Genomic DNA, 25,058 nt, shown 5'->3' with positions numbered 1-25,058 from the left:
GCCATTTTCGCTGAGCCATGGATGGCGAATCGAAAATCCCCGGGCGAAGCCCGACCCGGATGTGGCGCGGGTAGGAGCGCACGATGTGCGCGAATCAGGTACACGGCCGCGGAGCGGCCCTTCCTTAGCGGGTCGCCGCAGGCGTGGCCCCGAGGGGGCTACCCGCCGGCTCTTGTTCGAGGGGTGCCGCTTCACCGCTTTGTTGGCTTTTCGCGCACATCGTGCGCTCCTACCCGACCACCCCGCTCAGCGGCAGGTAGCCACCTGCCCCCCCGCCACCGCGCGAACCGCCCCGGCGACCTGATCTGCGGCCTTCCCCAGCGCACGCTGATGCGCATCGACCAGGCTGTCGTAGCTGCTTCCCGCGGGCTCGCTCACCCGCGAGGCGCAGGTGCTGGCGGTGTCGCCGCTACGCACGGACCAGCTGGCTTCCAGGGTGGCGTTACCGCCCACTTCGGAGTCGAAGCGACGTACGTCGAACTGCACGAACACCACCTTGGCATCCTTGCCACGCGGCAGGCCGTGCACGTCGTGCGTGCCCAGGCGCGTGGAAAGGTCAGCCGCCAGTGCGCCGCGGATCTCGTCGCCTAGCGGCGAGGCCCAGCGCTCGCCGTCCAGCACGGCGATGCCGCTGGCGCCCTGGCGCAGTACCAGCGCGGGCTGGTCGACCTGCGGAGGCACACCGACGGCCTGGACGTCGATCAGGAACGGCGCGGCGGCGGGTGGCAGACCCGCCGAGGGCGGGATCAGCGTGTGGAAATGGGTGGGCGCCGAGGAGCAAGCGGCAAGCGTGCCCAGCAACGTAACGGCGGCCGCGAGGCGAAGTGTCTGGATCATGGCTTTGCTTCCTTGGCCTGCGGAGACGGCGGCGGGGTGATGATCTTGGGCGGCGCGTCGGCACCGCGACCACGCAGCAGCGACTCGGGGTGGCGACCGAGGTAGTCGGTGAAGGCGCGCACCGAACGCACCGTGCGCTGCAGTTCCTCCAGAGTCACCGTGATGTTCTGCTGTAGCGGCGAATCCGCGGACAGCGCATCGTTGGCCGTGCCCACTGTCTTGTTGACGCCTTGCAACGTCTTCTTCGCTTCCGGCAGGAGTTCGGTGTTGACCTGCTTGAGCGTGCCATGCAGCTCCTGCAGGCTGCCGTCCAGGTTCTTGCCGATGGAGTCGAAGGGAATCTTCTCGACCTTGTCGACGATGCTGGAAATCTGCTCCTGCAGGTGATCGAAGTCGCCCGCCGTGGTGGGCACTTCCAGCGGCGACGCCTTCTCGTTGAAGGTCACCTTCGGCGCCTTCTTGTCGAAGTCGATCGCGACGTAGAGCTGACCGGTCAGCAGGTTGCCGGTGCGTGCCTGCGCGCGCAGGCCGTGGTCGACCATGCCATGCAGGATGCGCGGCAGCTGTTCTTCCTCGTTGCCGCCGACGGCCGCGCGGAGTTTCTCGTCCGCCTTGCCGAGGCGCTGCGGATAGACCACAGCGCCGACGATCACGGGGAAGGTCTTGCTGACCGGGTCGTAGTCGAGATTGACCGACACCACCCGGCCGACCTTCACGCCGAGGAACTCCACGGGCGCGTCCGGAGCCAGGCCGCGCAGCGAATGCTCGAAACGCATGCGGATGTAGTGCGGCTTGCCATCGGGCGGCGCCAGTGCGGTCTGCTGGTCGTTGAACAGCGTGAAGTCGGCCATTTCCGAGGCGGGAGTTTCATCGTGCGGGCCCGGGGCGGACTGGAAGGCCACGCCACCGGCGATCACCGTGGCGATGGACTGCGTGTTGAGTTTCAGGCCATCCGCGCCCAGCGATACGTCCACGCCGCTGGCGTTCCAGAAGCGCGCGTCCCTGGTGACGAAGCGGTCGTTGGGGCCGTCGATGAACAGCTGCAACGACACGCCCTTGCCGTCCTTGTCCAGCTCATAGGAAACGATACGGCCTACCTGGATGCGGCGGTAGTAGACGGGCGAGCCGATATCCAGGGAACCCAGGTCGCTGGAGTGCAGCACGAAGCGTCGCCCCGGGGCGCCATGGGTAACCGCCGGCGGTGTTTCCAGCCCCGTGAAGTCGGATTTTTCGTCTTCGGAATCGCCCGCGTCCGCGCCGATGAAGGCACCGGACAGCAGCGTATCGATGCCGGACACGCCGCTGGCGCCGATGCGCGGCCGCACCACCCAGTAGCGCGTGCCCTTGGTCGCGAACGCGCGGGCGTCCTTCTCCAGGTCGATCACCACGGAGATGTGCGTGCGGTCCTTGGACAAACGCATGGTAGTGACCTTGCCGATCACCACGTTCTTGTACTTGACCTGGGTCTTGCCGGCCTCGATGCCTTCGGCGGTGAGGAAGGTGACCGAGATCTGCGGACCGGCCGACAGTGCATGGCTGACCATCAGCGAGATGCCGACCAGCGCCGCCACGATCGGCACCAGCCAGATGAGCGAAAAGCCGAGCTTGGACTTGCGCACCTCCGGCTGCGGCAACTCGTCAGGGGCCGGCGTTTTTCCGTCGTGGGTGTCGCTCATTGCGATTTCCTTTTGTCCCAGATCAACCTGGGATCGAAACTCATGGCCGCCAGCATCGTCAGCACGACGACGATGCCGAAATACACCACGCCAGGCAGGGGCTCGACGCGGCTCAGTATCTTGAAATGCACCAACGCGGACAGGATCGCCACGACGAACACGTCGAGCATCGACCAGTAGCCGATCAGTTCCACGAAACGGTACAACTTGGAGCGCTGGCGCGGACCCAGGTCGCTGGACCGCTGCACGGACACCAGCAGGTAGCCCATGATGATGAACTTGAGCATGGGCACGACGATGCTCGCCGTGAACACGATAGCGGCCAGGCCGGGGGAGCCGGCCTGCCACAACTCGACGATGCCGCTGAGGATGGTGTTGTCGTCCTTCGAGGACAGGCTCTCGGTGCGCATGATCGGGAAGATGTTGGCCGGGATGTAGAACATCGCCGCGGCCAGCAGCAGCGCCCAGGCGCGCGAGATGCTGCCGTGCTTGCGCCCGTGCAGCGGGTTGCCGCAACGCGGGCAGTGCGCGTGGGGATCGTCCGTATACGCGGTGACCAGCTGGCAAACGTGGCAGGACATGATGCCCATGTCCACGGCGCGGGGCGGCGTATTCATGCCCTGGCGCCCCCGGTCGTGTCCCACAGGTTGCGCGGGTCGTGGGCCGAGAAGACGGTGATCAGCAGCGTGAGGAAGCCGAAAGCCCAGATACCGGCACCGGGCACCACGTCGAAATAGGTATGCGCCTTGACCACGGCGACCAAGGTGCCGAGCATGAATACCTCGATCATGCTCCACGGCTTCACCCGGACCAGCGCGGACATGGCCCAGGCAAAGCCCGGCGCCCGCTGCCCCTTCCGCGCGAACAGCAGCACCCAGCCGAACATGAGGATCTGCGCCAGCGGAAAGAAGAACAGCGTGAGGGCTGTGAGCACGGCCACGATCTGGGCGCCGTCCTGCCACATGGCGATCACAGCGCCCCAGAGCGTGGTGGCGGCGGTCATGCCCGACAGGCCCAGGGTGACGATGGGCGACACGTTGGCGATGACGAAGACGATGAGCGCGGCGACGATCAGGGCGAACTGGCTGTCCACCCCTAGCCACTGGTGGCGCTCCAGCACCGCGCCGCACACCACGCAGTCGGCGACCTCCCCACGCGCAAGGCTGCGCCTCCGGTAAACGGAGTCGCAATGCTCGCAGATAATCAGGTCCTGACCTTTACGCATGCCAACCCGGCGGCTCCGGGCCGGCTGGCCCTCGTCGCCCATGATCGCAAATCCGCGTAGACGGCGCATGATGAAAAACCTAGGCGCCGGCCTAAAAGCGGTGCCCGGGCTAAATGCATGGGACACCTTGATATGCTCCCGCCCTTCCCCGACGTAAGGGGCCATCGACCAACGCCCCAGGAGTCCTCCGTGAACAACGCCCCGATCCGCAGTGAACACGTCTTCGACGCGACCACCGCCGGCTTCGAGACCGACGTCATCCAGGCCTCGCTCGAAACACCGGTGCTCGTCGACCTCTGGGCCGAATGGTGCGGCCCGTGCAAGTCGCTGGGCCCGATCCTCGAGAAGCTGGCCGGCGAATACAACGGCGCCTTCCGCCTCGCCAAGATCGACGTGGACGCCGAACAGGAGCTGGCCGCGATGTTCGGCGTGCGCAGCATTCCCACGGTCATCCTGATCAGCGGGGGCCAAGTGGTGGATGGCTTCGCCGGGGCATTGCCCGAGGGCCAGATCCGCGAATTCCTGACCAAGCACGGCGTGGCGCCCGCCGAAGCCGTGGTCGAGGAACCGGCCGAGGATGCCGCACCCGAAACCGCGGCCGAAGCGATCAACCGCCTGCAGCAGGCCATCGCCGCCGAGCCGGACCGCGCCGAGCTCAAGCTCGACCTCGCGCTGGCCCTGATGCGTGCCGGACAGGTGAAGTCGGCCCAGGCCGAACTGGACGCCCTGCCCGCCAACCTGGCCACCGATGCCCGCGCCGTCCGCCTGGCCAAGCAGCTGGAACTGGCCAGCGCGCTGGACGGTGCGCCGTCCATGGCCGAGCTGCGCGAGCGGGTGGAGACCGACGATACCGACTGGGAGGCCCGCGACCTGCTCGGCGTGCGCCTGCTGATCGAGGGCGACGCCGCCGCCGGGCTGGACCAGTTCCTGGACATCCTCAAGCGCCAGCGCGACTGGCAGGAAGGCCAGGCCAAAAGGCGCCTGCTCGCCGCATTCGCAACCCTCGAAGACCCGGCACTGATCAGTGCCTACCGCCGGAAGATGGCGTCGCTGGTTTTTTGAAGACCCCGGTGGCTCAGCGGCGCTTGCGGCGGACGTACAGCTGCTTGCGCACGCTGGCCACCCGTTCGCCCGACGCGCTGCGGATGTCGGTTTCGAACCAGCGCAGGCACTTTTCGCCGCCAGCGGTAGCCTCGCGCACTTCATCCAGAAGCGCGTCGTCCAGGCGGAACTCGGCGAAGACATCCTCGCGGCCCGGGGCGATGAAGCGGATCTCGCCGGCCTGGTCCCATACGACGTAATCGTCGCCCAGCGACTTCAGCACCATGATCATCCAGAATGGATCGGTCATCGAGAACAGGTTGCCGCCGAATTGCGTCCGCATGTAGTTGCGGTTGTACCAGGCCAGCTTCAGCCGGACCCGCGCATAGCGGTAATCGTCCATCGTCACCACGCGGATGCCGGTGAACAGGAAGGGTGGCCAGGCATTGAGGATGCGACGGAGCGTAGAGGCTTTCATGGCCGGGATACCTGGGATGCACGAGCCGACATGCTAGCCGCCACCGGCCCCGGGGCGAAACCGCCCGTTTAAAACATGCGCCGTATCGTCGGGCGCCGTTACCTTTGGCACACGCCGCCCGGCGGCAGGCTGCCGACTATCGGACGCTACTGTCCGCCAAGGGGAAACCTGCCGCCATGCGCCTGCCGCTCCGTCGTGCCATCCTCGCCGCCGCCATCGCCGCCGCGACGACCTTCTCCGCCACGGCCACGCGCGCCGCCGACATCCCGGTCGCGGCGGACACACCCTACCCCGGCAACCTCACCCTCGACGTGGACCTGTCCGACGCCGCGAAGAACATCTTCCGCGTCAGGGAGACGATTCCGGTAACGCCCGGCCACGTGGTGCTCAACTATCCCGAGTGGATCCCGGGGGTGCATGGCCCGGCAGGTCCCCTGTCGAATGTCGCCGGCATCCAGATCACGGCCAACGGCAAGAAGATTCCCTGGCGCCGCGACACGAAGGAGATGTATGCCTTCCACGTCGACGTGCCCGAGGGCGCCAGCACGCTGGAACTATCCTTCGTCTACCTCGCGCCGGCCACGCCCAACTACGTGCCGCTGTCGTTCAACGAGGTGTCGTTCTACCCCGCCGGCTACTACACCAGCCAGATCAAGGTGGACCCGAGCGTCACGCTGCCGGCCGGATGGCGCTACGCCTCGGCGCTGGATACCGCTTCGCAGAGCGGCAACACCGTGCAATTCAAGACCGTGAGCTACGAGAACCTGGTGGATTCGCCGGTCATGAGCGGCAAGTATTTCAATCGCATCGACCTGGCGCCCGGCCAGCCCACGCCAGTGCACCTGAACATCACCGGCGACACCGCCGCGGGGGTCAAGGCCACCGACAAGCAGATCCAGGTGCAGCGCAACCTGATCGTGCAGGCCAACAAGCTGTTCGGCGCGCATCACTACGCGCACTACGACTTCCTGCTGGTGACGTCCGACCACACCGGTCATTTTGGTCTGGAGCACCACCAGTCCAGCGACGACCGCCTGTTCGCCAACTTCCTCACCGACGCCGACGTCAACGTGGCCGCGGGCACGCTGTTGCCGCACGAGTACATCCACTCCTGGAACGGCAAGTTCCGTCGCCCGGCCGACCTGTGGACCCCGAGCTTCGCGGAGCCGATGCAGGATGACCTGCTGTGGGTGTACGAGGGCCTGACCGACTACTGGGCCGGCGTACTCACCGCGCGCTCGGGCATCTGGACCACGGAGCAATGGCGCGACTCGCTGGCGGGCATCGCCGCCAGCATGTCGGCGCGCACCGGGCGGTCGTGGCGATCGCTGCAGGACACGGCGGATGGCATTCCGCTCTCGTCGCGGGGCAGCAGCCCGGGCTGGGACAACCTGCGTCGCAGCTACGACTATTACCCCGAAGGCCAGTTGCTCTGGCTGGACGTCGATACCAAGATGCGCACGCTCTCCGGCGGCAAGCATACGCTGGACGAGTTCGCCAAGGCCTTCTACGGCATGGACAACGGCAGCTATACCCCCAAGACCTACACCTTCGAGGATGTCGTCGCCACCCTCAACCGCATCCAGCCGTTCGACTGGGCGGGTTTCCTGCGCCAGCGCCTCGACTACACCGGCGACACCCTGCCCGAGCACGGCATCGAAGGCGGCGGTTGGAAACTGGTGTACGACGACAAGCCCTCGCCCTTCGTCATCACCGGGGAAAAGATCCGCAAGTCGGCCAACTTCACCTATTCGCTCGGCATCCAGGTGAACGAAAAGGGCATCGTCACTGACGCGCAGTGGGACGGTATCGCCGCAAAGGCGGGCCTCGTGCCGGGCGTGCAGCTGGTCGCCGTCAACGGCAAGGATTATTCCCCACAGGTGCTCAAGGACGCGGTAACCGCGGCCAAGGGCACATCGACGCCCATCGAGTTCCTGGTCAAGAGCACCGACGTCTACGCGACGATCAAGGTCGATTACCACGGCGGCCTGCAATACCCGCACCTGGTGCGCGGCGACGGCAAGGACCTGATCGGCGCCATCGCCACCCCCTGATAATCGCCCTATGCCATGGGGCCCCGTAGGAGCGGACGATGTCCGCGATAAAGCCCCCAGGCACGTAGCTCACCCCACCGGCAACCCCACCACGACCCGCAACCCCGAACCACCCTCGCGGTCCAGCAGGTCGATGGTGGCGCCGTGCAGCTGGACCGCACGCTGCACGATCGACAGGCCCAGCCCATGGCCTTCACCGTGCGTATCCGCCCCGCGCTGGAAACGGGTGAACATGGCCGCGCGACGCTCCGGCGCAATGCCGGGACCGTCGTCCGTCACGACGATGCGCGCCACGCCGTCGGCCACGTCGATGGACAGCTCTACATGCCCTCCCGGCGGCACGTGGCGGAACGCGTTCTCCAGCAGGTTGCGCATCAACGCTCCCAGCGCGACGCCATAGCCCTCCACGAACAGGTGGTCCGGCAGCTCGCGCACGCTCAGCTCGACCTGTCCCTTGCCGATCAGCGGCGACAACTCGTCGATGACCTGCAGCGCCAGTTCGCCCAGGTCCACGCGACTGCATGGCCCGGCGGCGGCGCCGGCTTCCAGCCGCGCCAGGTCCAGCAACTGCTCCGTGCGCCGGGCCAGCGAGACGAGGCATTCGCGTGCCGCCTCCAGCGCGGCGCGTGTCGCCGCGTCCGGCTCCGCCGAGGCCATCGCGTCCTCCAGGTTGATCATGGTCGAGGCCAGCGGCGTGCGCAGCTCGTGGGCCACATCGGCACTGAAACGACGTTCGCGCTCCAACGCCCCTTCAAGCCGCTCGATCTGCTCATTCAAGGCGATGAGCACCGGCTGCAATTCGGTGGGCGCGTCGACCAGATGGATCGGCTCACGGCTGCCGGCCTCGCGACGGGAGAGCGCATCGGCCAGGGCTTCCAGGGGACGCAAGCCGCGATGGATCGCCCAGCCGACCAGGATCGCCAGCAACGGCAACCCCAGCAGCGTCGGCAGGCCGTGCTCGATCCACAGGGCGCGGGTGATCTCGTGACGGCTGTCGTAGCGCTCGCCCGCCCGGATGGTTATCCCGTCGCGCTCCATGATGAGCGTGAACACGCGCCACTCGTAACGACCGTTCACCACATCCTCGAACGCCCCGTCGGCGGCGTGGGTGTCGGGCAGCCCGGCCAGGTTCTCCGTGCCCAGCAACAGATGACCATCGCTGTCGCGCACCTGGAAACCCACTTCGGATTCGAAGGTGCGGCCCTGCACGGTCAGTTCCTGCGGATGGTTGGACACACTGGGCACCAGCAGGCGAGCGTTGCGCTGAGTGCGCAGCTGGTCCACGCCGATGCGCCCGACCAGCACCTCGAGCGTGCGCGCAGCCTGCGCCAGGCGACCGTCCGACAACTCGTCCACTTCCTCCAGCGTGCGTTTCGCGCTGAGCACGCCCAGCGGTAGCAGCACCACCGCCAGCATGAATACGATGAGGACGAGCAAACGGGAACGCAGGCTCAGCGGCTTCACATCGGTTCCCGCGGCACCATGTAGCCGAAGCCACGCACGGTCTGGATCGCGCCGGGACTGAGCTTGCGTCGCAGCGAGTGCACCAGCACCTCGAGCGCGCTGGTACTCATCGCGCTGTCGGGACCGTACAGCGAGGTTTCCAGCGATTCGCGACGGACGATCCGGCCCGCGCGCTCCATCAGGGCCTGCAACAACGAAAATTCACGCCGTGTCAGTTCCACTTTCTCGCCGCGCCAGTGCACGTCGAAGCTGCCCAGGTCGAGACTGAGCGCGCCCGCCTCCAGCTTGTTGACTGCCGCGCCACGTACGCGGCGTGCCAGCGAACGGATGCGCGCGGCCAACTCATCCAGATGGAAGGGCTTGACCAGGTAGTCGTCCGCCCCCGCGTCCAGCACCCGGATACGCGAGTCCAGGGCGTCGCGCGCGGACATCACGATCACCGGCGTGGTCACCCTTAGCCGGCGGGCCTCGCTCAGCACCTCCATGCCGTCGCGACCGGGCAGGCCCAGATCGAGCAGGACCAGGTCCGCATCGTGGTCGCGCAGCGCGACCAGCGCCTCGTTGCCGTCGCGATACCAGCTGACCGTGTACGTCAGGCGTTCCAGAGCGCGACGGATGGCATCGCCGAGTCGGGCATCGTCTTCGACGAGAATGATGTGCAAGGCGGTGCCCTCCGGATTAAGGGCAAATTATCCCGATCAGTCGCTTAGTACCAGCTTAGGCCGGGCTTTGCGGACCGTGGCCATCGCGCCACAATGACCCGATTCTCCCTTCCAAGGCCCGGCCACCCGTGACCCTGCCCGCACGATCCCTCCTCGCCCTGATCGCGGTACTGCCGACGACGATCCACGCGAGAGACACCTGGACCACGCCGGCGGAAGCCTCCGCCTTCCGCACCACGCCCTCGTATGCGGAAACCCTGGCCTTCCTGCGCCGTCTGGCCCAGGCGGCGCCGGAGACGATTCGGCTGGAAACCTTCGGCACGACGCCGGAAGGCCGGCCCATGACGGTGGTGATCGCTGCCACCGACGGCGACCTCACGCCCGAACGTGCCCGGGCCGCCGGCAAGCCGATCGTGCTGGTGCAGGCGGGCATCCATCCGGGCGAGATCGAGGGCAAGGACGCGGGACTGATGCTGCTGCGCGATGTCGCCACGTCGCACCGCTTGCCGCACCTGCTCGATCACGCGGTGCTGGTCTACATTCCCGTCTACAGCGTGGACGGCCATGAAAACTCGGGGCCCTACTTCCGGATCAACCAGAACGGCCCGGCGGAGATGGGCTTCCGCGGCCAGTCGCAGTACCTCAACCTCAACCGCGACTACGTAAAAGCCGATGCACCGGAAACCCGAGCCTGGCTGGGGCTGTGGAACACGTGGAAGCCCGACCTGCTGGTGGACATCCATACGACGGACGGCGCGGACTACCAGTACGACCTCACCTGGTATGCCGAGGACGCACACAAGTTGCCGCCGTCGATCGCCGCCTGGCAGGCCCGCGCGTTCGCCGGCCAGACGATGCCGCGCTACGAAGCCCTCGGTCATCTGGCCTCGCCCTACCTGGAATTCCGCGACGGACGCGATATCACCAAGGGCATCGAGAACTTCGGCTCCGGCCCGCGCTTTTCCACGGGCTATGCGGCCATCCGCAACCGTGCGGGGCTGCTGATCGAGACACACATGCTGAAGTCGTACGAGGTGCGCGTGCGCGCCACGTACGATGTGGTGCGCAGCGTGCTCGCGGTGGTGAACGACGATCCCGCCGCCCTGCTTGCCGCGTCGCGTGCGGCGGATGCCTGGGCGGCGTCACGCGCCGCACAGCCGGACGCCTCGCTACCGGTGACGTTCAGGCAGGACCCGACGCCCAAGCCGTTCCAGCTCAAGGGCTTTGCCTTCATGCAGACCAAAAGCGAGATCTCCGGCGACACCTGGGTCCGCTACGATCCGTCGGTCAGGAAGACCTACGCTATCCAGAGCTGGAACGACCTGCTGCCCGATGTCGCCGCACCGCTGCCCGCGGCGTGGGCCATTCCGCCGCAGTGGACGGAGATCGTCGCGCGGCTCGACGCGCATGGCATTCCCTACACGCGCACGACAGCGCCGATGAAGGTCGAAGCCACGCGCGACACGCTCACCCGGCCGGTCTGGGCGGACAAGCCGTTCGAAGGCCACCATATGCTCAAGGACGCGACGATTGCATCCAACCGGGAGAACGTGATGTTGCCTGCCGGCACGGTCATCGTCCGCGCCGACAACGCCGATGCCGTGCTCGCGCTGAACCTGCTCGATGCACGTGCGCCGGATTCCCTGCTGCGCTGGGGCTACCTCAATGGCATCTTCGAACAGAAGGAATACGGCGAGCCCCGCGTACTGGAAGCACTCGCCCGGAAGATGCTCACCGACGACCCTGCGCTGAAAACCGAATTCGACCAGAAGCTGCGGGACGATGCGACGTTCGCGGCCAGCCCGCGCGCCCGGCTAGCCTTCTTTTACGAACGCAGCCCGTGGTACACGGTGCAGAAGGTCGGCGCCTACCCCGTACTGCGGCTGGACAACACGGCGCTGCAAACGCTGGCGCCGCGCTGACCGCGGCGCCCGTTGCCTGACTTACCAGATACAGCGGCTCAGGCCACCACCTCGAACGGACGCATCATCTCGTTCGCCTCGTGCTCGGCCAGATGGCAGTGCCACGCGTAGCGTCCGGGGAAGCCGTCGAACGTGGCGACGATGCGCGTGACCATGCCCGGATACGCCTGCACCACATCCTTCCAGCCACGCTCGTGCAGCGGCGGTTCCTGTGCCGGGCCCACATAGCGGATCGTCTTCTTCTCCATGTATTCGTCCACGTCGTACGGACGACGGTCGAGGATCTGGAAACGGACGAGGTGCAGGTGGATCGGATGGGTGTCCTCGGTAAGGTTCACCAGGCTCCACATTTCCGTGCTTCCGAGCTTCACCGACTCGGTTACCGGGTCGTGCCAGCGCTTTCCGTTGAGCAGCATGAGCATGGGCGTGGCGACGCAGTCGCTGTATTCGTCGAGGGTCAGCTCGCGGGTCTTCGACGCGGTGGATGCCGTCACGCGCGGCAGGTCGCGCAGCACGTCGGGCACGCGACTGTCGTCGCGAACCGTGCCCTGCCCCACTGCGAAACGCATGAGCGGCAACGCATCGTTCATCAGCTCGACCGTGCCACCGCGCAACGCGGCGAAATCGACCACGATGTCCGCACGCTCGCCCGGCGCCAGGAAGATCGACTTCATCGCCGATGGCGACGCCAGCAGGCCCTGGTCCGAACCGATCACATGGAAAGGCCGGCCGTCGCGGAAGCGCAGGTGATAGAAACGCCCGTTCGCGGCGTTGAGCACGCGCAGACGGTAACGACGTGGCTGCACATCCGCTCGTGGCAGCACCACACCGTTGACCAGGGTCAGGTTGCCGAACACTTCCGGCACCCATGGGGCCTTGGCGTCACCGGAATCGGGATAATACAAACGGCCGTCCGTATGCAGCAGCCGATCGGCCAGTACCAGCGGCAGCTCCTGCTCGCCCGCAGGCAGGCCGAGCGACAACTCATGCTCGTCGCGCAGCAGGTACATACCCATCAGCCCGGCGTACATGTTCAGCCGATTGATGCCCATGGCATGGTCGTGGTACCACAGCGCCGTCGCGTCCTGCACGTTGGCATAGTGGTGACGGCGCGAGACACCGGGCACGTACCAATCTTCGGGATAACCGTCATCCGCGTGCGGCACCTTGGCCCCGTGCAGGTGCACGATGGCGCGGACCTCGGGCTTGTCCGCCTCGGCACCGCAGATCGCGTGGTCGACGGGGAGGAAATGCTTGCGCGGGAGCGCGTTTTCCCAGATCACATCGATCGGCTGCCCGGTGCGTGCCTCGATAGTGGGACCGGGATAGTGCCCGCCGTAGGTCCACAAGGTCGTGGGCGGCAGGTCACGGTGCAGCTTCTGCGCGGTCTGCGCCATGCGCACGTGCAGCGGCTTGCCGTGTACGGCGTGCAGCACGGGCGGCAACGGCAAGGTATCCACGAACGGTGCCAGGCGTGCCGGATCGACCAGGCCGGGCATGCGGCTGGTGTCACCCATGGGATGCATGCACAACGTGTTGCCCACCTTGCCGGCGGGCGCCCCGTGCATGTCGTGCATGTCGTGCGCGAGCAGCCGTGACGGCATCCATCCCGCCGCGGCCGCCCAACCCGCCGTCGTCAGGAACCGACGGCGATCAACCATGCCCACCTTTCCCGTTCGGCCACTGCGGCCAGCCGGGCCAGCCGCCGGCCTGTTTCGGCTGGCCGGTGGTTTCGTCCAGGATCAGCTTGCGGTCGAACAGACGCGGCAGGAAGAAGTCGAACATGCCGTCGATGCGACCGGCCTGTGCGTCGCTGGAACCGCCACCGATACGCTTGCCGGACAGCCAGTTGTCCTCGATGAAGCGCGTGATCGAACTCTGGTCGGTGATGCTGTGATCGACCATGTTCTCGCGGGCCCACGGCGACACCACCAGCAGCGGCAGGCGCGGACCGAAGCCGCAGCGGCCCTGCGCCAGCGTCTTGCCGTCCAGCCCGGGCAACGTGCCGTGACCCTTGCACACACCGTCGCCATCGAGGGCATCGGTGCTGCCGATCGAGCCGTTGACGCGCGGCGGCGTCTGGTGGTCGTACCAGCCGTCGGAGTCGTCATACGCGATGATGACGGCCGTGTCCTTCCACTCGTCGCTTTGCTGCAGAGCGTTCATGACGTGGACGACGAAGGCCTGCTCGTCCAGCGGATCGGAGTAACCGGCGTGACCGTCCTGGTACGCGGGCGCCTTGAGAAAACTCACCGCCGGCAGGTGCCCGGTGTCCAGCGCGTCGTAGAAGTCGTGGATGTCGTACTGGTGGTTGGCCGCATCGGTCCGGCCGATCATCGCCAACGACGTGGGCCGCGCGTGTGTCGGGTTGGCGGTGGAGGGATAGTACTGGAACGGCTGGTGGTGCTGGCTGTAGTCGTTGGAGGTGACCTTGGTCACCTCGGACAGGGTATGCCGGCCGCATCCCGTGCTGCCGTCCGGGTTGGTCACGCCCAGGTCGAAACCGCCCTGGAACCAGCCCCAGGTCACCTGTTGCTCGTTGAGCAGGTCGCCGATGTTGCGCCCGCCCATGGTCACCTGGTTGGCGGTCGGCGAGGAACAGACGTCGCCCAGCGGATCGGGGTCGCCGATCATCGTCAGGCCGCCGTGACCGTCGTCGGTTTCCGCGCCGGTACCGTTGAGCGTGTCGATCACGCCGGCGGTCTGTCCGGCAATCAGGTTCACGGCGCCGGGGGTGGAGGGGCCGAAGCCGGTGCCGTAGTGGTTGTCGCTCAGGGCGTAGTGCTGGGCGTAGTTCCAGTAGGCCGTGACGGTGTTGCCGTCGTAATAGCCCATCACCTGGCCCTTGCCTTCTTCCGTGGGGTCGCCGCCGGGCAGCGTCTCGCCGCGACCGGTGTAGCGCGGGAAGGCATCCATGCGGCCGCCGTCGAAGGCGCGCTGCTCCGATGTGTAGCCGTGATCCTGGTCGGCCGTGGCGGCCTGCGCGCGACTCAACCGGAACGGGTTGATCGCGGCGTCGGCATTGCCGGTGTTGGCGGCATTGGGGTTGGCGGTAAGCAGCCGATGCGTGAGCCCGTTCACCGGCGGCGTGAACGGCCGGGCATAGAACGCGGGTTCGCCGGCCGGGTTGGCCGCAAAGGGATAGGTACCGAAATAGTGATCGAAGGACACGTTTTCCTGGAAGATCACCACGAGGTGCCGGATCGGCGTGGCCGTGTGTGGACCCCTGCCATGGCCATGACCGTAGCCGAAGCCGAGGGCGTCCTCGACCGAGGTGGCTTCGGCGGGAGCGGTCTGCTGGGCCACGACGATGGACGCGGCGGACAGGGTGAGCACACAGGCGATGCCTGCAGCCAGTAGCTTGCGCATGACGATGATTCCTCGGTATGACGATCGCACTGCCTGGGGACCGCGCCCCCTGCGACGCGATTGCCCTCCAGTTTGCGAAACGCGTATGACAGCCCGGCGTCACTTCGCCGCGATTACTTGCGGAATGTGCCGATCCATGACTTTCGTCACGGTTGGCCCTGCGCTGGCCCGCCAGCCGTTATCCTCGGGAAGTGCGGCGCCCGGGGGGTGCCGATGTACGTCACTTCCATCGAGGGACATCCATGACCAAGCAGTACCTGAAGCCGCTCGCGCTGGCCTTGAGCATCGCGCTCGCCGGCACCGCGTGCAGCCAGCACAACGATGCCGACACCGCCGCGCCGGCCGCCAACGCCCCGGCCGCGACGGGCAGCGCGCCCGCCCCGGCCACCACGGCCGCCGCCGCGCCCGCCGGCCCCACGTTCAACGTGGCCGACCTGGACACCGGCATCGACGCGTGCGACGACTTCAACGGCTTCGTCAATGCCAAGTGGGTGGCCGCCAACCCGATTCCCGACGACCGCACCCGCTGGGGTGCCTTCGACCAGCTGGCGGAAACCAGCCTCAACACGCAGCACGACATCGTTGACGCCATGGACAAGGGCGCGGCCAGCGCCAAGGCCGGCTCGATCGAACAGAAGATCGGCCTGCTCTACCGCTCCGGCATGAACGAGGACGCCATCGAAAAGGCCGGCATCGAACCGCTGAAGCCGGAGCTGGCGAAGATCGATGCGCTGAAGTCGCCGCAGGACATCGTGGATTTCCTCGACAGCAGCTTCAACGACGGCAACGGCTACGTGTTCGGCTTCGGCGCCGGCGCCGACTTCAAGAATGCCAAGATGCAGATCGGCTTCACCCAGCAGGACGGCCTGGGCCTGCCGACCAAGGATTACTACACCGATCCCAAGCAGGCCGACAACCGCAAGGCGTATGTCGACTACATCGTCAAGACGCTGACCCTGGCCGGCGTGTCCGACGCGGATGCGAAGACGCAGGCCGACGCCATCATGAAATTCGAGACCCAGCTCGCCGCGGCCTCGCTCTCGCCGGTGGAACTGCGCGCACCGGAAAACCAGTACCACTTCGTCAGCGTGGCGGAAGCGGACAAGGTCACCCCGCATTTCAACTGGGAGAAGTTCTTTGCCGCCCAGGGCGTCACCGTCGACAAGGGCTTCTCGCTGTCGCAGCCGAAGTTCTTCAAGGAATTCGACAAGATGCTGGCGACCACGCCGGTCTCCACCTGGCAGGCCTACCTGCGCTTCCACGCCATCGACAGTGCCTCGCCGTACCTGTCCAAGACCTTCCAGGACAACAAGTTCGACTTCTACGGCAAGACCCTCGCCGGCCAGCCGCAGCAGAAGCCGCGCTGGAAGCGCGTGCTCGGCACCGTCAATACGTCCATGGGCGAAGGCCTGGGCCAGCTGTACGTGGCCAAGGTGTTCAAGCCAGAAGCCAAGCAACGTGCCAGCGAGCTGGTCGACAACGTGCGCACCGCGCTCAAGGCACGCCTGGAAAAGCTCGACTGGATGAGCGACGAGACCAAGCAGAAGGCCATCGCCAAGTGGAACACCTTCCTGCCCAAGATCGGCTATCCGGACAAGTGGCGTGACTGGTCGGGCCTGGACATCAATGGCGAGAACTACTACGGCAACGTCGAAGCCGCCGGCAAGTTCAACTACCACTACGACATCGCCAAGATCGGCAAGCCGACCGACCGCATGGAATGGGGCATGACGCCGCAGACGGTCAACGCGTACTACAACCCGACCGACAACACGATCAACTTCCCGGCCGCCATCCTGCAGCCGCCGTTCTTCGACGCCAACGGCGACGACGCGATCAACTACGGCGGTATCGGCGCGGTGATCGGCCACGAGGCCAGCCACGGCTTCGACGACCAGGGCAGCCAGTTCGACGGCGAAGGCAACAACAGCAACTGGTGGACCAAGGCCGACCGCGCCAAGTTCGACGAGCGCACCGCCAAGCTGGTGAAGCAATTCGACGAATACACCCCGCTGAAAGACAAGCCGGACCTGCACGTCAACGGCAAGCTGACCCTGGGCGAGAACATCGCCGACCTGGGCGGCACGGCCGTGGCATACGACGCCCTGCAGGAAGCGTTGAAGAAAAACCCGAAGGAAGCGGAGTCGAAGATCGACGGCTACACCCAGGACCAGCGTTTCTTCCTCAACTGGGCCCGCGTGTGGCGCGGCAGCGTGCGTGAGAAGCAGGCCATGCTCTACCTCAACACCGACCCGCACGCCCCGGCATCGCTGCGCGCCATCGGTGCACCGTCGAACATGGAAGCCTTCGCTACCGCGTTCCAGTGCAAGCCGGATGCGAAGATGGTTCGCTCGGGCGACAAGCAGGTGAAGATCTGGTAATCGCCGCTCGCCCAAGGGCTCGGTGACGAAAATGCCGCGCTGTCGCGCGGCATTTTCGTTTTATAGGGCAACACGATCTCCGCTATAAGTCGACGGCCACACTAATGGGACCGCAAGCCAGACAACATATCGACTCGACTGGACAACCGGTCGCCAGCGCCGTTTGCGATGACTTGTGACCGAATTTATCGGCCTAGAGCCCCAAACGGATACACGTAAAACTCGGCTGCAACGTCCTCTGTTACGCCGACGGATCCATCAATGTCTTTACGCTGATGTAGTTAGCGATAAAGAAGCCTGTTCCCTTGGGCGAAAGGATGAATACGTCAGTAAAAACTGAGCCGTCGTATCCATGGGAAAACCGCCCTCTAGCAACGACGAGCACGCCGCCATCTCTCGTCGGCAGAGCAGTTACGGGCCCACTGAATCCGAAGCTGCCTCCGCCACCCGAAACCACGGCGGAACGTGCCTCTAGCAAGTCAATCCCCTCCTTGCCTCTGCCGACTTTCCCATCGATTGACAGCACAGAAAGCTCGACGTTGAAGAGCGACTTCAAACTATCAGCAGGCTGATCACATAACCGCCTGTAAAACTCTCCCACGAATGCTTGTGCGATGTCATCAAATACCGGATTGAAGTACGCGCTATCTGCGTTGAATGACATGGTGCATCTCTTCCATATGAGCACGGGCAAGGGCTCTCCTTGCAACATTTAAGTTGCTCCAACCCATGTCACGCATATGTGAGCCCGCCCTGTGCGCCAGAAGGCTGGGTATATATTCTCACGCCGGGGCCAATGGCGTTAAACCGAACACATCGCCGGCTCACTCCAGGCACAACTCGCCGCGTCCACTGCGCGGCTTTCGACACACGGCTATACACCTGTGCGGATTCATGGCGTTGAACGACGCAGGCCGAATCGGCGCATACCCATCCCACGACTTATATCTACTTTCGCCCAGGGGTTGAATCATTGCGCGGAGATGCTTCGCTCGGGCGACAAACAGGTGAAGATCGGGCAAGCGCTTTCGATCGCAAGTACGGGATGCTTTTGCTCACCCCCGGCATTCCCCTACAGAATCTCAGCGAAAAGCCCGATGCCCATGTCGGTGCGTGTGCGCGAATCTGAGCGCGCCGGTGCGATAACCGCACCGGCACGTCCTTTCCCACTCACAAGGAACACCACCATGGGCTACATGATGAGCGGCATCGCCTACGTCGATGTCAACGAAGACACCACCGGAATGCCGGCCACGGAGACGGTGGAACACCTCACCCCACTGGAAGCCGCGGCGCTCACCAGCGACGACTGATCCACCCGGGCGAGGCCAGGAGGCCTCGCCTTTTTTCATGGAGGAACCACCCGATGGCCAACGCCACCCTGCCATTCGAACGCGACGTTCCCCTGGGAGCCGCGCGGCGACGCATCGACAACGAACTGGCCGCGCGAGGGCTGCGCTGGCACGCGACGGAACATGGGTCCGGCCCCTTTGCGACCGTCGTTCAGTTGAGCGACGACGCCGGTCGCCCGGTGTGTCGTGGCGTCGGCAAGGGCGACCGCGACAGCGCGCTGGTCGGCGGGCTCTTCGAGGCCTTCGAGCATTTCATCTCCCTGCACGATGACTGCTCGCTCACGTCGGTGGTCGCGACCGCCCGCGACGTCACGCGGGGCCTCGGTGCGCCCATTGATGCGCTGCTGGATGCACAGCCGGAGGCACGGCTCGCCGTCCGCCGATTTACCAGCTTCCACGACGGGAGCGCACAGGAGCATCCCCTCGCCTTGTTTCGTCCCACGTATATCGACCGGCGCATGCAGGCCGACACCTTCGACTATTCAGGCCTGCGCCGCTATGCCGGCAACAGCGGAACGGCCATCGGTTCGACCTTCACGGAGGCCGCGCTGCATGCGCTCAACGAGTGCATCGAGCGCGACGACGTCTCCCACTTCCTTCGCGTGCATTTCCATGACGCCGATGCCATTGCACCGGTGCGCGTGATCGATCGCAGTACGCTGGACCCCGTGTCCACCCGACTGTGGAACGGCACGGAAGACATGCTGGGCTATACCGTCACCGTACTGGACATCGGTACGCATCGCGCCGCTTACAGCTACCTCGCCTTCACGCAGCATGCCGCCCATCCGGTGCAGCTCTACGGCGCGGGCGCATCCGGCTGCCCTGGGCACGCCCTGTCGCGCGCCCTGCACGAACTGGTAAAACTCGAGCTGCTCGCCCGCGCCGAGGAAAGCGTTCTTCATCAGCTCGAGCGCGCCGAGCTTCGGTTGCGTCCGTGGCCGCGTGCCCATCGCGCCTGCGTGGCCGACCTGCCTGCACTGCTACGCAAGCGACGCACGGTCGCCGTGCCCTTGCCCACTCGCCTTCGACACACCTCGCCGCGCGCCTTGCTCACGCGTGCGTTACATCGTCTGGCGAAAGAAGGCTATCGCCCCTTGCTGCACGTGATCCACGCGGCCTGCCGGGGTGTCGTGGTCTGCCAGGTGCTCGTGCCGGGTTTCGATCGCTATTTCCTGGTCGCCCACGGCAACCCCATCGTTCCGGGTTTTCCGGCCGCGCGGATCGCCGGCCATGAATGAGGCGACGAGCCGGCGGCACTGGCGGATCGACGACCCACGATCCGCGCACGGTTACTTTCTGCTGCGCGCCGGCGCTTATCGCTGGATCGGTCATGTCGCGCCGGCGACGCGTGACGAGCCTCGGCACGCCTGCAACGTGATCCGGCCGCACCATCTGCTGGGCTCGGATGGCGTGCTGTACGAGCATGCGGACGCGATCGAGGTGAGCGCGACCCATCGTCGCCGTCAGGAGGCCAAGGCTTTCATGGCGCTCGTGCGCCGCGATCCGCTCGCCGTGATCCACTTCCCCATCGCGCCGATGCGCACATGGGGCCATGAGTTCGTCTGTCCGCCGGCGTTCTGGGCGCGCATGGCCGAACGCGCCGAGGACCTGGCAGCCGGCGAGCGCCACATGCGTGCGCTGTGTGCCGCCACACTGCGTACGGAGCTGCCCGACGGCGCGCTGGTACGCGATCCGGCCTGTTCCACCGGGGATTTCGTAGTGGCCATGGCGCATGCCTGTCCACGGCTCCACTTCGAGGGATCGGATCGGGCGGCGGACATGATCCGGACCGCGCGTACCCGTCACCCCGATGGGCCGGTCACCTTCTCCCTCGCCGATGCCGCACTCGTACCGCCGGCCTCCTGCGACGCCCTGATCCTCCGCTTTCTCAATGCGGAAGTGGTGACGCGGGCGCAGGCTGACGCCCTGTTCGACCGGCTGGTACCGAGTGTGCGACGCGGAGGGCTTGTCGTCCTGTTCGGCCATACGCCGGTGCTGGTCGACGTCCACCAAGGCGCGGCACGCCATGGTTTACGGATACAGCGCAGCGTCGCGCCTACCGGCACCGACGGCATCGTTCCCTACTACGTGCTTCGTGCTTGAAGCCTTAGGCGCAGCAGATGCATAGCCACACGTGCCGCCGCCTGCCGCGGGCAGCCGTCGTCGCAGGCCACGGCGGTATTGTCGCGACCATACGGTGCGTAGCGTTCCGGATCGGTCGGGCCGAACAGCCCGACGGTGGTCGCCCCCGTTGCCGCGGCGAGGTGCATCACGCCGCAATCCGCGCTGATATACGTGCCCGACGCCTCGATGAAGGCGGCCAGCTTGCGCGGATCGCTGGTGTAATAGGTGGGATAGCCGCCACCCAGGCGCGACTGGCCGTCGGCGGAGACGAGTTCGACCACGCAGCTCTCGCCGAGGCGATCCAGCAACGCCTGCATGAAGCTGCCCCACCAGTCGGCGGGAAGTCGCTTGGACCCGGTGGCATTGGGAAAGATGGCCAGCACCGGCAGGTGCCGTCCGTCGACCTCGCGTAATACGCGAGCCAGGGCCTCGCGACCGCCTTGCCGCTCGGCGTCCGACAACCGTACGTCGAGGGGCGGCACCTGGGCGTCGCTTGTCACGCCGAGCGCCCAGCGCAGGGCTTGCACCGGGCGTGCGGCAAGATGCGTCGTGCCGCCGTCGGTCGGCATGGCTTCTGTACGAAGCTGGTAGCGCGCCTTTGCCATGGCGCTGGCGATGCGGCCCGACGAGGAACCCGCCGCCGCGTCGATCACCAGGTCATAGCGACGCGAGCGCAGTTTGCGCAACGCACCCAGCGTGGCGAGCGGGCGTCGGACGGCATGACGATCGAGGGTCGTGCAGTCGCCGACGATGTCGAACCCGCGAAACACCGCATGGGCGGCCGGACCGGCCGAGAGCAGGTCAACCTCCGCGCCGGGGAAGCGGCGCTCGATCTCGACCAGCAGCGGCGTCAGCAGCAGCGTGTTGCCCAGCCGGTGATTGGGCCGGCAGACCAGGATGCGCTGGATGCCCGAGGTGGGCAGCCCACCCGCACCGACGAGATTCCTGGACGGGGCGATCAGGTGGCGCGCCAGCCAGGCGGCGAGGTGACGGCGCCATGCAGCCGCCTTGCCGTGCATCGGCGTGCGGGCGGGTTCGGCTGACGTGGCGGGGGAAAACGATGCCAAAGGACGCATGGGCGGGCTCTCGGGAGGGCTACCGCCCACGATGCCGCACTTACCTTAGATATTGCTGTCGGCAGGATGACGATTCGATGTCCTCAGCCGAGGCCGTTCAGACCAGGTCACTGGGCACCATATAACCGAAACCGCGAACGGTGCGGATGGCCTCGGGACAAAGCTTGCGGCGCAGGGAATGGACCAGGACTTCCAGCGCGTTCCGGCCCACGTCCGAGTCCATGCCGTACACCGAACTCTCGATCGAGTCGCGGCGAACGATCTTCCCGTGGCGCTCCATCAGTATCCGCAGCAGGGCGAACTCGCGGCGGGTCAGTTCGACGGGCCTCTCCTGGAAAGTGACCTCCAGCGTGCTGAGGTTGAGCGACAGGCCTCCCGCGTCCAGTTGATTGTCGGCAAGACCGCGGGCGCGCCGGGCCAGCGAGCGGATACGCGCGGCGAGTTCGTCCAGATGGAAGGGCTTGGTCATGTAATCATCCGCCCCGGCGTCCAGGCCACGCACGCGCGACTGGACGCAGTCCCGCGCCGTCATGACGATGATGGGGGTCCTGACATCGAGCCGGCGCGCCTCGGCGATCACCTCGATGCCGTCGATTTCCGGAAGACCCAGGTCGAGCAGCACCAGATCCACCGACTCGCTACGCAATGCCTCGAGGCCCTCGGCTCCGGTACGCAACCATGTCACCGTGTAGGCGAGATGCTCCAGTGCACGCTTGATGGCGGCGCCCAGTCGGACGTCATCCTCGACGACGATGATATTCACGGCCCACTCCTTCGATCGCACCCGCAGGCCTCTGGTATCGCATTACCGCGAGGAATCCGGGCTACGTAAACGGCACCACGGACGCATTATTCGTAATCCGGGCTTAGGCACGGCTTACGACAATATTGCGAATCGTTCTCATTAAGCTTACGATGTGCATCACGCCGGGTTAACACAGACCCGCGCCACAGCATCGTCAGGGCACGTATCCAACTTCCGCGGGAGCCATCGGCTATCGAGGGGCGGTGCCGTGCGCGTGACCCGGCCCAGCCTTTTTCGTCCATCGTCTTTGCAAGGATCCCCATGGCCTTCATCACCAGCCGCAAGCACGCCGCACCCGCGGTACGCACCGTCGGTGCCGCCGTCCTACTTTCGCTCGCCCATGGCGTCGTCGCCGGCGACGCGCCTGTCGACGTCGTGCCGCCCCAGCAGGCCAAGGTCAACGATGCGCAGGCCCTCCCCGGCATGCAGGTGCAGGCCGATCGCTCCAGCGATTACCGCGTGGACAAGGTGTCATCGCCCAAGTTCACCCAGTCGCTGCTGGACACCACGCAGACCATCCAGGTGATCAACCGCGCGCTGATGCAGCAACAGGGCGCCACCACGCTGACGGAGGCGCTGCGCAACAGCCCGGGCGTGGGCACGTTCTTCGTCGGCGAGAACGGCTCGACCAACACCGGCGACTCGATCTACATGCGCGGGTTCGATACCTCGGGCAGCATCTTCGTCGACGGTGTGCGCGACCTGGGCACCGTGTCGCGCGATGTCTTCAACATCGAGCAGGTGGAAGTCACCAAGGGCCCGGACGGCACGGAGTACGGCCGCACTGCGCCTACCGGTGCGGTCAACCTCGTGACCAAGCAGCCGGTGCTCGGCAACGGCGTGTCCGGCTCGGTGCAGGGCGGCAGCGGCCAGCGCCGCCGCGGCACCGCCGACTGGAACCAGGCCCTTGGCAACGACGCGGCGTTCCGCCTCAATGTCATGGGCCAGGACAGCCAGGTGGCCGGACGCGACCGTATCGAGAACAACCGCTGGGGCGTGGCCCCGTCGCTGGCGTTCGGGCTCGGCACACCGACCCGTGTCTACCTCGACTACCTGCACATCAAACAGAACAACGTGCCCGACGGCGGCGTGCCGACCATCGGCCTGCCGGGTTACACCTCGCCCGATCGCCGTGCGTTCCTCACCGGCGCGGGCAAGGTCGACGAAGACAACTACTACGGCACCAACCAGGACCACGACCATGTCACGCAGGACATGTTCACCGTCATCGTCGAGCACGATGTCAACGACACCGTGGCGCTGCACAACACCTCGCGCTGGGCCCGCACCACGCAGGATTACCTGCTGACCGCGTTCATGGGCACCACCGCCAACCTGCTCACGCCCAACCCGGCCGATCCGTCGACCTGGACGCTGGCACGCAGCCTGCCGACGTTCAAGCACCAGTCCAACCGCATCGCCACCAACCAGACCAACCTCACGGCGACGATCGAATCGGGCGCGGTCACGCAGAACATCAGCGCCGGTATCGAGCTGACCAACGAGCAGGCGCGCACCATCGGCCTCGGTCCCGTTACCGGCAGCACCTTGCCGGCCGCCAATCTGTACAAGCCGTACTCCGATGTGGGTGGCCTGCGTTACCACGAGACCGGCGCGGTATCGAGCGGCAAGACCAACACCGCCGCGGCCTACCTGTTCGACACGTTGAAGTTCGGCGAGAACTGGCAGGTCAACGCCGGTGTGCGCTTCGACCACTACAAGACCGACTTCAGCAGCCTCGTGGTCTGCGGTGCGCGCAATGGCCCCGCGTGCGGTCGCCTGCCGGCCGGCAGCATCCTGCCCGGCGTGGACACCACCAAGAGCGACAACCTGATCAACTACAAGGTGGGCGTGCTGTACAAGCCGGCCGCCAACGGCAGCATCTACATCAACGTGGCCCAGTCGCAGGAGCCGCCGGGCGGCAACACGCTCACGCTGTCCGCATCCGGCAACAGCGCCGACAACCCCAACTTCGACCCGCAGAAGGCACGTACCGCCGAGATCGGCACCAAGTGGGATCTGCTCGACTCGCGGTTGCTGCTGACCGGCGCGCTGTACCGCACCACGGTGACCAACGAACTGGTGCAGGACCCGACCGACCTGCTCTATTACCAGATCGGCAAGAAGCGCGTGCAGGGCATCGAGGTATCGGCCCTGGGCAAGCTGACGGAAGACTGGGCGATCAGCGCCGGCTTCACCACCATGGACGCCACCGTCGAAAAGGGCACCAACGTCACGCAGAACGGCTCGGACGACCTGGCCTATACGCCGAAGAAGGCCTTCACATCCTGGACCACGTATCACCTGCCGTTCGACCTGACCCTTGGCGGCGGCGCGCGCTATTCCGGTGAACTGCTGCGCGGCACGGACGGCGCAGTGGGCACGCCGCAGTACACCAAGGCGTACTGGGTGTTCGACGCGATGGCCAGCTACCCGATCAACCGCAACATCGACCTCCAGCTCAACGTGTACAACCTGTTCGACAAGCGCTACGTGGCGGCGATCAACAAGAGCGGCTACCGCTACACTCCAGGGACGCCGCGCTCGGCGATGCTCACCGCCAACGTCCGTTTCTGATCCACCGGAGGA

At 66.0% G+C, this 25,058-nt stretch carries 20 protein-coding genes; 8 read left to right on the top strand and 12 right to left on the bottom strand.

Annotated elements, in window-relative coordinates; genetic code table 11:
* Positions 1-246: 246 nt before the first annotated feature.
* Genes FA89_RS09280 through FA89_RS09265 form a run of 4 tightly spaced genes read right to left on the bottom strand, consistent with a single transcriptional unit; the run spans position 247 to position 3,738 of the window.
* The gene (locus FA89_RS09280; RefSeq protein ID WP_036140261.1) at positions 247-837 is read right to left on the bottom strand and encodes a PqiC family protein; all 591 of its coding nucleotides are present in this window, start codon (positions 835-837) and stop codon (positions 247-249) included.
* The gene (locus FA89_RS09275) at positions 834-2,513 is read right to left on the bottom strand and encodes a PqiB family protein (RefSeq protein WP_036140260.1); all 1,680 of its coding nucleotides are present in this window, start codon (positions 2,511-2,513) and stop codon (positions 834-836) included. Before FA89_RS09275 ends, FA89_RS09280 begins: the two co-directional genes overlap by 4 nt.
* Entirely contained in the window at positions 2,510-3,130 is a 621-nt protein-coding gene (locus FA89_RS09270) for a paraquat-inducible protein A (protein WP_036140259.1), read from the bottom strand. Before FA89_RS09270 ends, FA89_RS09275 begins: the two co-directional genes overlap by 4 nt.
* Positions 3,127-3,738 (bottom strand): paraquat-inducible protein A, encoded by a 612-nt coding sequence (locus tag FA89_RS09265; protein ID WP_036140257.1) that lies wholly within the window; start codon positions 3,736-3,738, stop codon positions 3,127-3,129. The genes FA89_RS09270 and FA89_RS09265 overlap by 4 nt, the downstream gene beginning before the upstream one ends.
* Positions 3,739-3,927: 189 nt before the next feature.
* On the opposite strand from FA89_RS09265, the gene trxA reads away from it, so the two are divergent.
* On the top strand, positions 3,928-4,800 hold the full coding sequence (trxA, locus tag FA89_RS09260) for a thioredoxin (protein WP_036140255.1): 873 nt from the start codon (positions 3,928-3,930) through the stop codon (positions 4,798-4,800).
* 13 nt (positions 4,801-4,813) lie between these two features.
* On the opposite strand, the gene FA89_RS09255 is transcribed toward trxA, so the two are convergent.
* Positions 4,814-5,257 (bottom strand): DUF4442 domain-containing protein, encoded by a 444-nt coding sequence (locus FA89_RS09255; RefSeq protein ID WP_036140252.1) that lies wholly within the window; start codon positions 5,255-5,257, stop codon positions 4,814-4,816.
* A gap of 176 nt (positions 5,258-5,433) precedes the next feature.
* Between FA89_RS09255 and FA89_RS09250 the strand changes: the two genes are divergently transcribed.
* Entirely contained in the window at positions 5,434-7,311 is a 1,878-nt protein-coding gene (locus tag FA89_RS09250) for a M61 family metallopeptidase (protein ID WP_036140250.1), read from the top strand.
* A gap of 69 nt (positions 7,312-7,380) precedes the next feature.
* On the opposite strand, the gene FA89_RS09245 is transcribed toward FA89_RS09250, so the two are convergent.
* Complete coding sequence (locus tag FA89_RS09245) at positions 7,381-8,775, bottom strand: sensor histidine kinase (RefSeq protein WP_036140249.1); 1,395 nt, start codon at positions 8,773-8,775, stop codon at positions 7,381-7,383.
* Positions 8,772-9,437, bottom strand: a complete 666-nt coding sequence (locus tag FA89_RS09240) for a response regulator (RefSeq protein WP_036140246.1) — start codon at positions 9,435-9,437, stop codon at positions 8,772-8,774. The genes FA89_RS09245 and FA89_RS09240 overlap by 4 nt, the downstream gene beginning before the upstream one ends.
* A 134-nt stretch (positions 9,438-9,571) precedes the next feature.
* Here FA89_RS09240 and FA89_RS09235 point away from each other — a divergent pair, with 134 nt between their 5' ends.
* On the top strand, positions 9,572-11,359 hold the full coding sequence (locus tag FA89_RS09235) for a M14 family metallopeptidase (RefSeq protein ID WP_036143985.1): 1,788 nt from the start codon (positions 9,572-9,574) through the stop codon (positions 11,357-11,359).
* A gap of 38 nt (positions 11,360-11,397) precedes the next feature.
* Here the strand turns inward: FA89_RS09235 and FA89_RS09230 are convergent, their stop codons facing one another.
* Entirely contained in the window at positions 11,398-13,020 is a 1,623-nt protein-coding gene (locus tag FA89_RS09230; RefSeq protein ID WP_240003876.1) for a multicopper oxidase family protein, read from the bottom strand.
* Positions 13,013-14,728 carry a phospholipase C gene (locus FA89_RS09225; protein WP_081916411.1) on the bottom strand — a complete coding sequence of 572 codons (1,716 nt, stop codon included), beginning with the start codon at positions 14,726-14,728 and terminating at the stop codon, positions 13,013-13,015. Before FA89_RS09225 ends, FA89_RS09230 begins: the two co-directional genes overlap by 8 nt.
* Positions 14,729-14,970: 242 nt before the next feature.
* On the opposite strand from FA89_RS09225, the gene FA89_RS09220 reads away from it, so the two are divergent.
* Positions 14,971-17,109 carry a M13 family metallopeptidase gene (locus FA89_RS09220; protein ID WP_036140244.1) on the top strand — a complete coding sequence of 713 codons (2,139 nt, stop codon included), beginning with the start codon at positions 14,971-14,973 and terminating at the stop codon, positions 17,107-17,109.
* Positions 17,110-17,350: 241 nt separating this feature from the next.
* On the opposite strand, the gene FA89_RS09215 is transcribed toward FA89_RS09220, so the two are convergent.
* Positions 17,351-17,773, bottom strand: a complete 423-nt coding sequence (locus tag FA89_RS09215; RefSeq protein ID WP_036140242.1) for a hypothetical protein — start codon at positions 17,771-17,773, stop codon at positions 17,351-17,353.
* Positions 17,774-18,296: 523 nt separating this feature from the next.
* Between FA89_RS09215 and FA89_RS20795 the strand changes: the two genes are divergently transcribed.
* Genes FA89_RS20795 through FA89_RS09205 form a run of 3 tightly spaced genes read left to right on the top strand, consistent with a single transcriptional unit; the run spans position 18,297 to position 20,567 of the window.
* Entirely contained in the window at positions 18,297-18,422 is a 126-nt protein-coding gene (locus FA89_RS20795) for a hypothetical protein (protein ID WP_255349635.1), read from the top strand.
* 53 nt (positions 18,423-18,475) lie between these two features.
* Positions 18,476-19,702 (top strand): YcaO-like family protein, encoded by a 1,227-nt coding sequence (locus FA89_RS09210; RefSeq protein WP_036140239.1) that lies wholly within the window; start codon positions 18,476-18,478, stop codon positions 19,700-19,702.
* Entirely contained in the window at positions 19,695-20,567 is an 873-nt protein-coding gene (locus FA89_RS09205) for a class I SAM-dependent methyltransferase (protein WP_051938648.1), read from the top strand. The genes FA89_RS09210 and FA89_RS09205 overlap by 8 nt, the downstream gene beginning before the upstream one ends.
* Here FA89_RS09205 and FA89_RS09200 read toward each other — a convergent pair.
* Both FA89_RS09200 and FA89_RS09195 read right to left on the bottom strand, forming a co-directional pair.
* Positions 20,549-21,664 carry a glycosyltransferase family 9 protein gene (locus FA89_RS09200; protein ID WP_081916410.1) on the bottom strand — a complete coding sequence of 372 codons (1,116 nt, stop codon included), beginning with the start codon at positions 21,662-21,664 and terminating at the stop codon, positions 20,549-20,551. The genes FA89_RS09205 and FA89_RS09200 overlap by 19 nt on opposite strands.
* 97 nt (positions 21,665-21,761) lie before the next feature.
* The gene (locus tag FA89_RS09195; RefSeq protein ID WP_036140237.1) at positions 21,762-22,427 is read right to left on the bottom strand and encodes a response regulator; all 666 of its coding nucleotides are present in this window, start codon (positions 22,425-22,427) and stop codon (positions 21,762-21,764) included.
* Between the two features lie 303 nt (positions 22,428-22,730).
* Here FA89_RS09195 and FA89_RS09190 point away from each other — a divergent pair, with 303 nt between their 5' ends.
* Positions 22,731-25,046 (top strand): catecholate siderophore receptor Fiu, encoded by a 2,316-nt coding sequence (locus tag FA89_RS09190; RefSeq protein ID WP_036140235.1) that lies wholly within the window; start codon positions 22,731-22,733, stop codon positions 25,044-25,046.
* The last annotated feature ends 12 nt before the right edge of the window (positions 25,047-25,058 follow it).

Origin of the sequence: Luteibacter sp. 9135 (assembly GCF_000745005.1) — a bacterium.
In the GTDB taxonomy this organism is placed as follows: Bacteria; Pseudomonadota; Gammaproteobacteria; order Xanthomonadales; family Rhodanobacteraceae; genus Luteibacter.
This window is presented reverse-complemented; position numbering and strand designations above follow the sequence as displayed.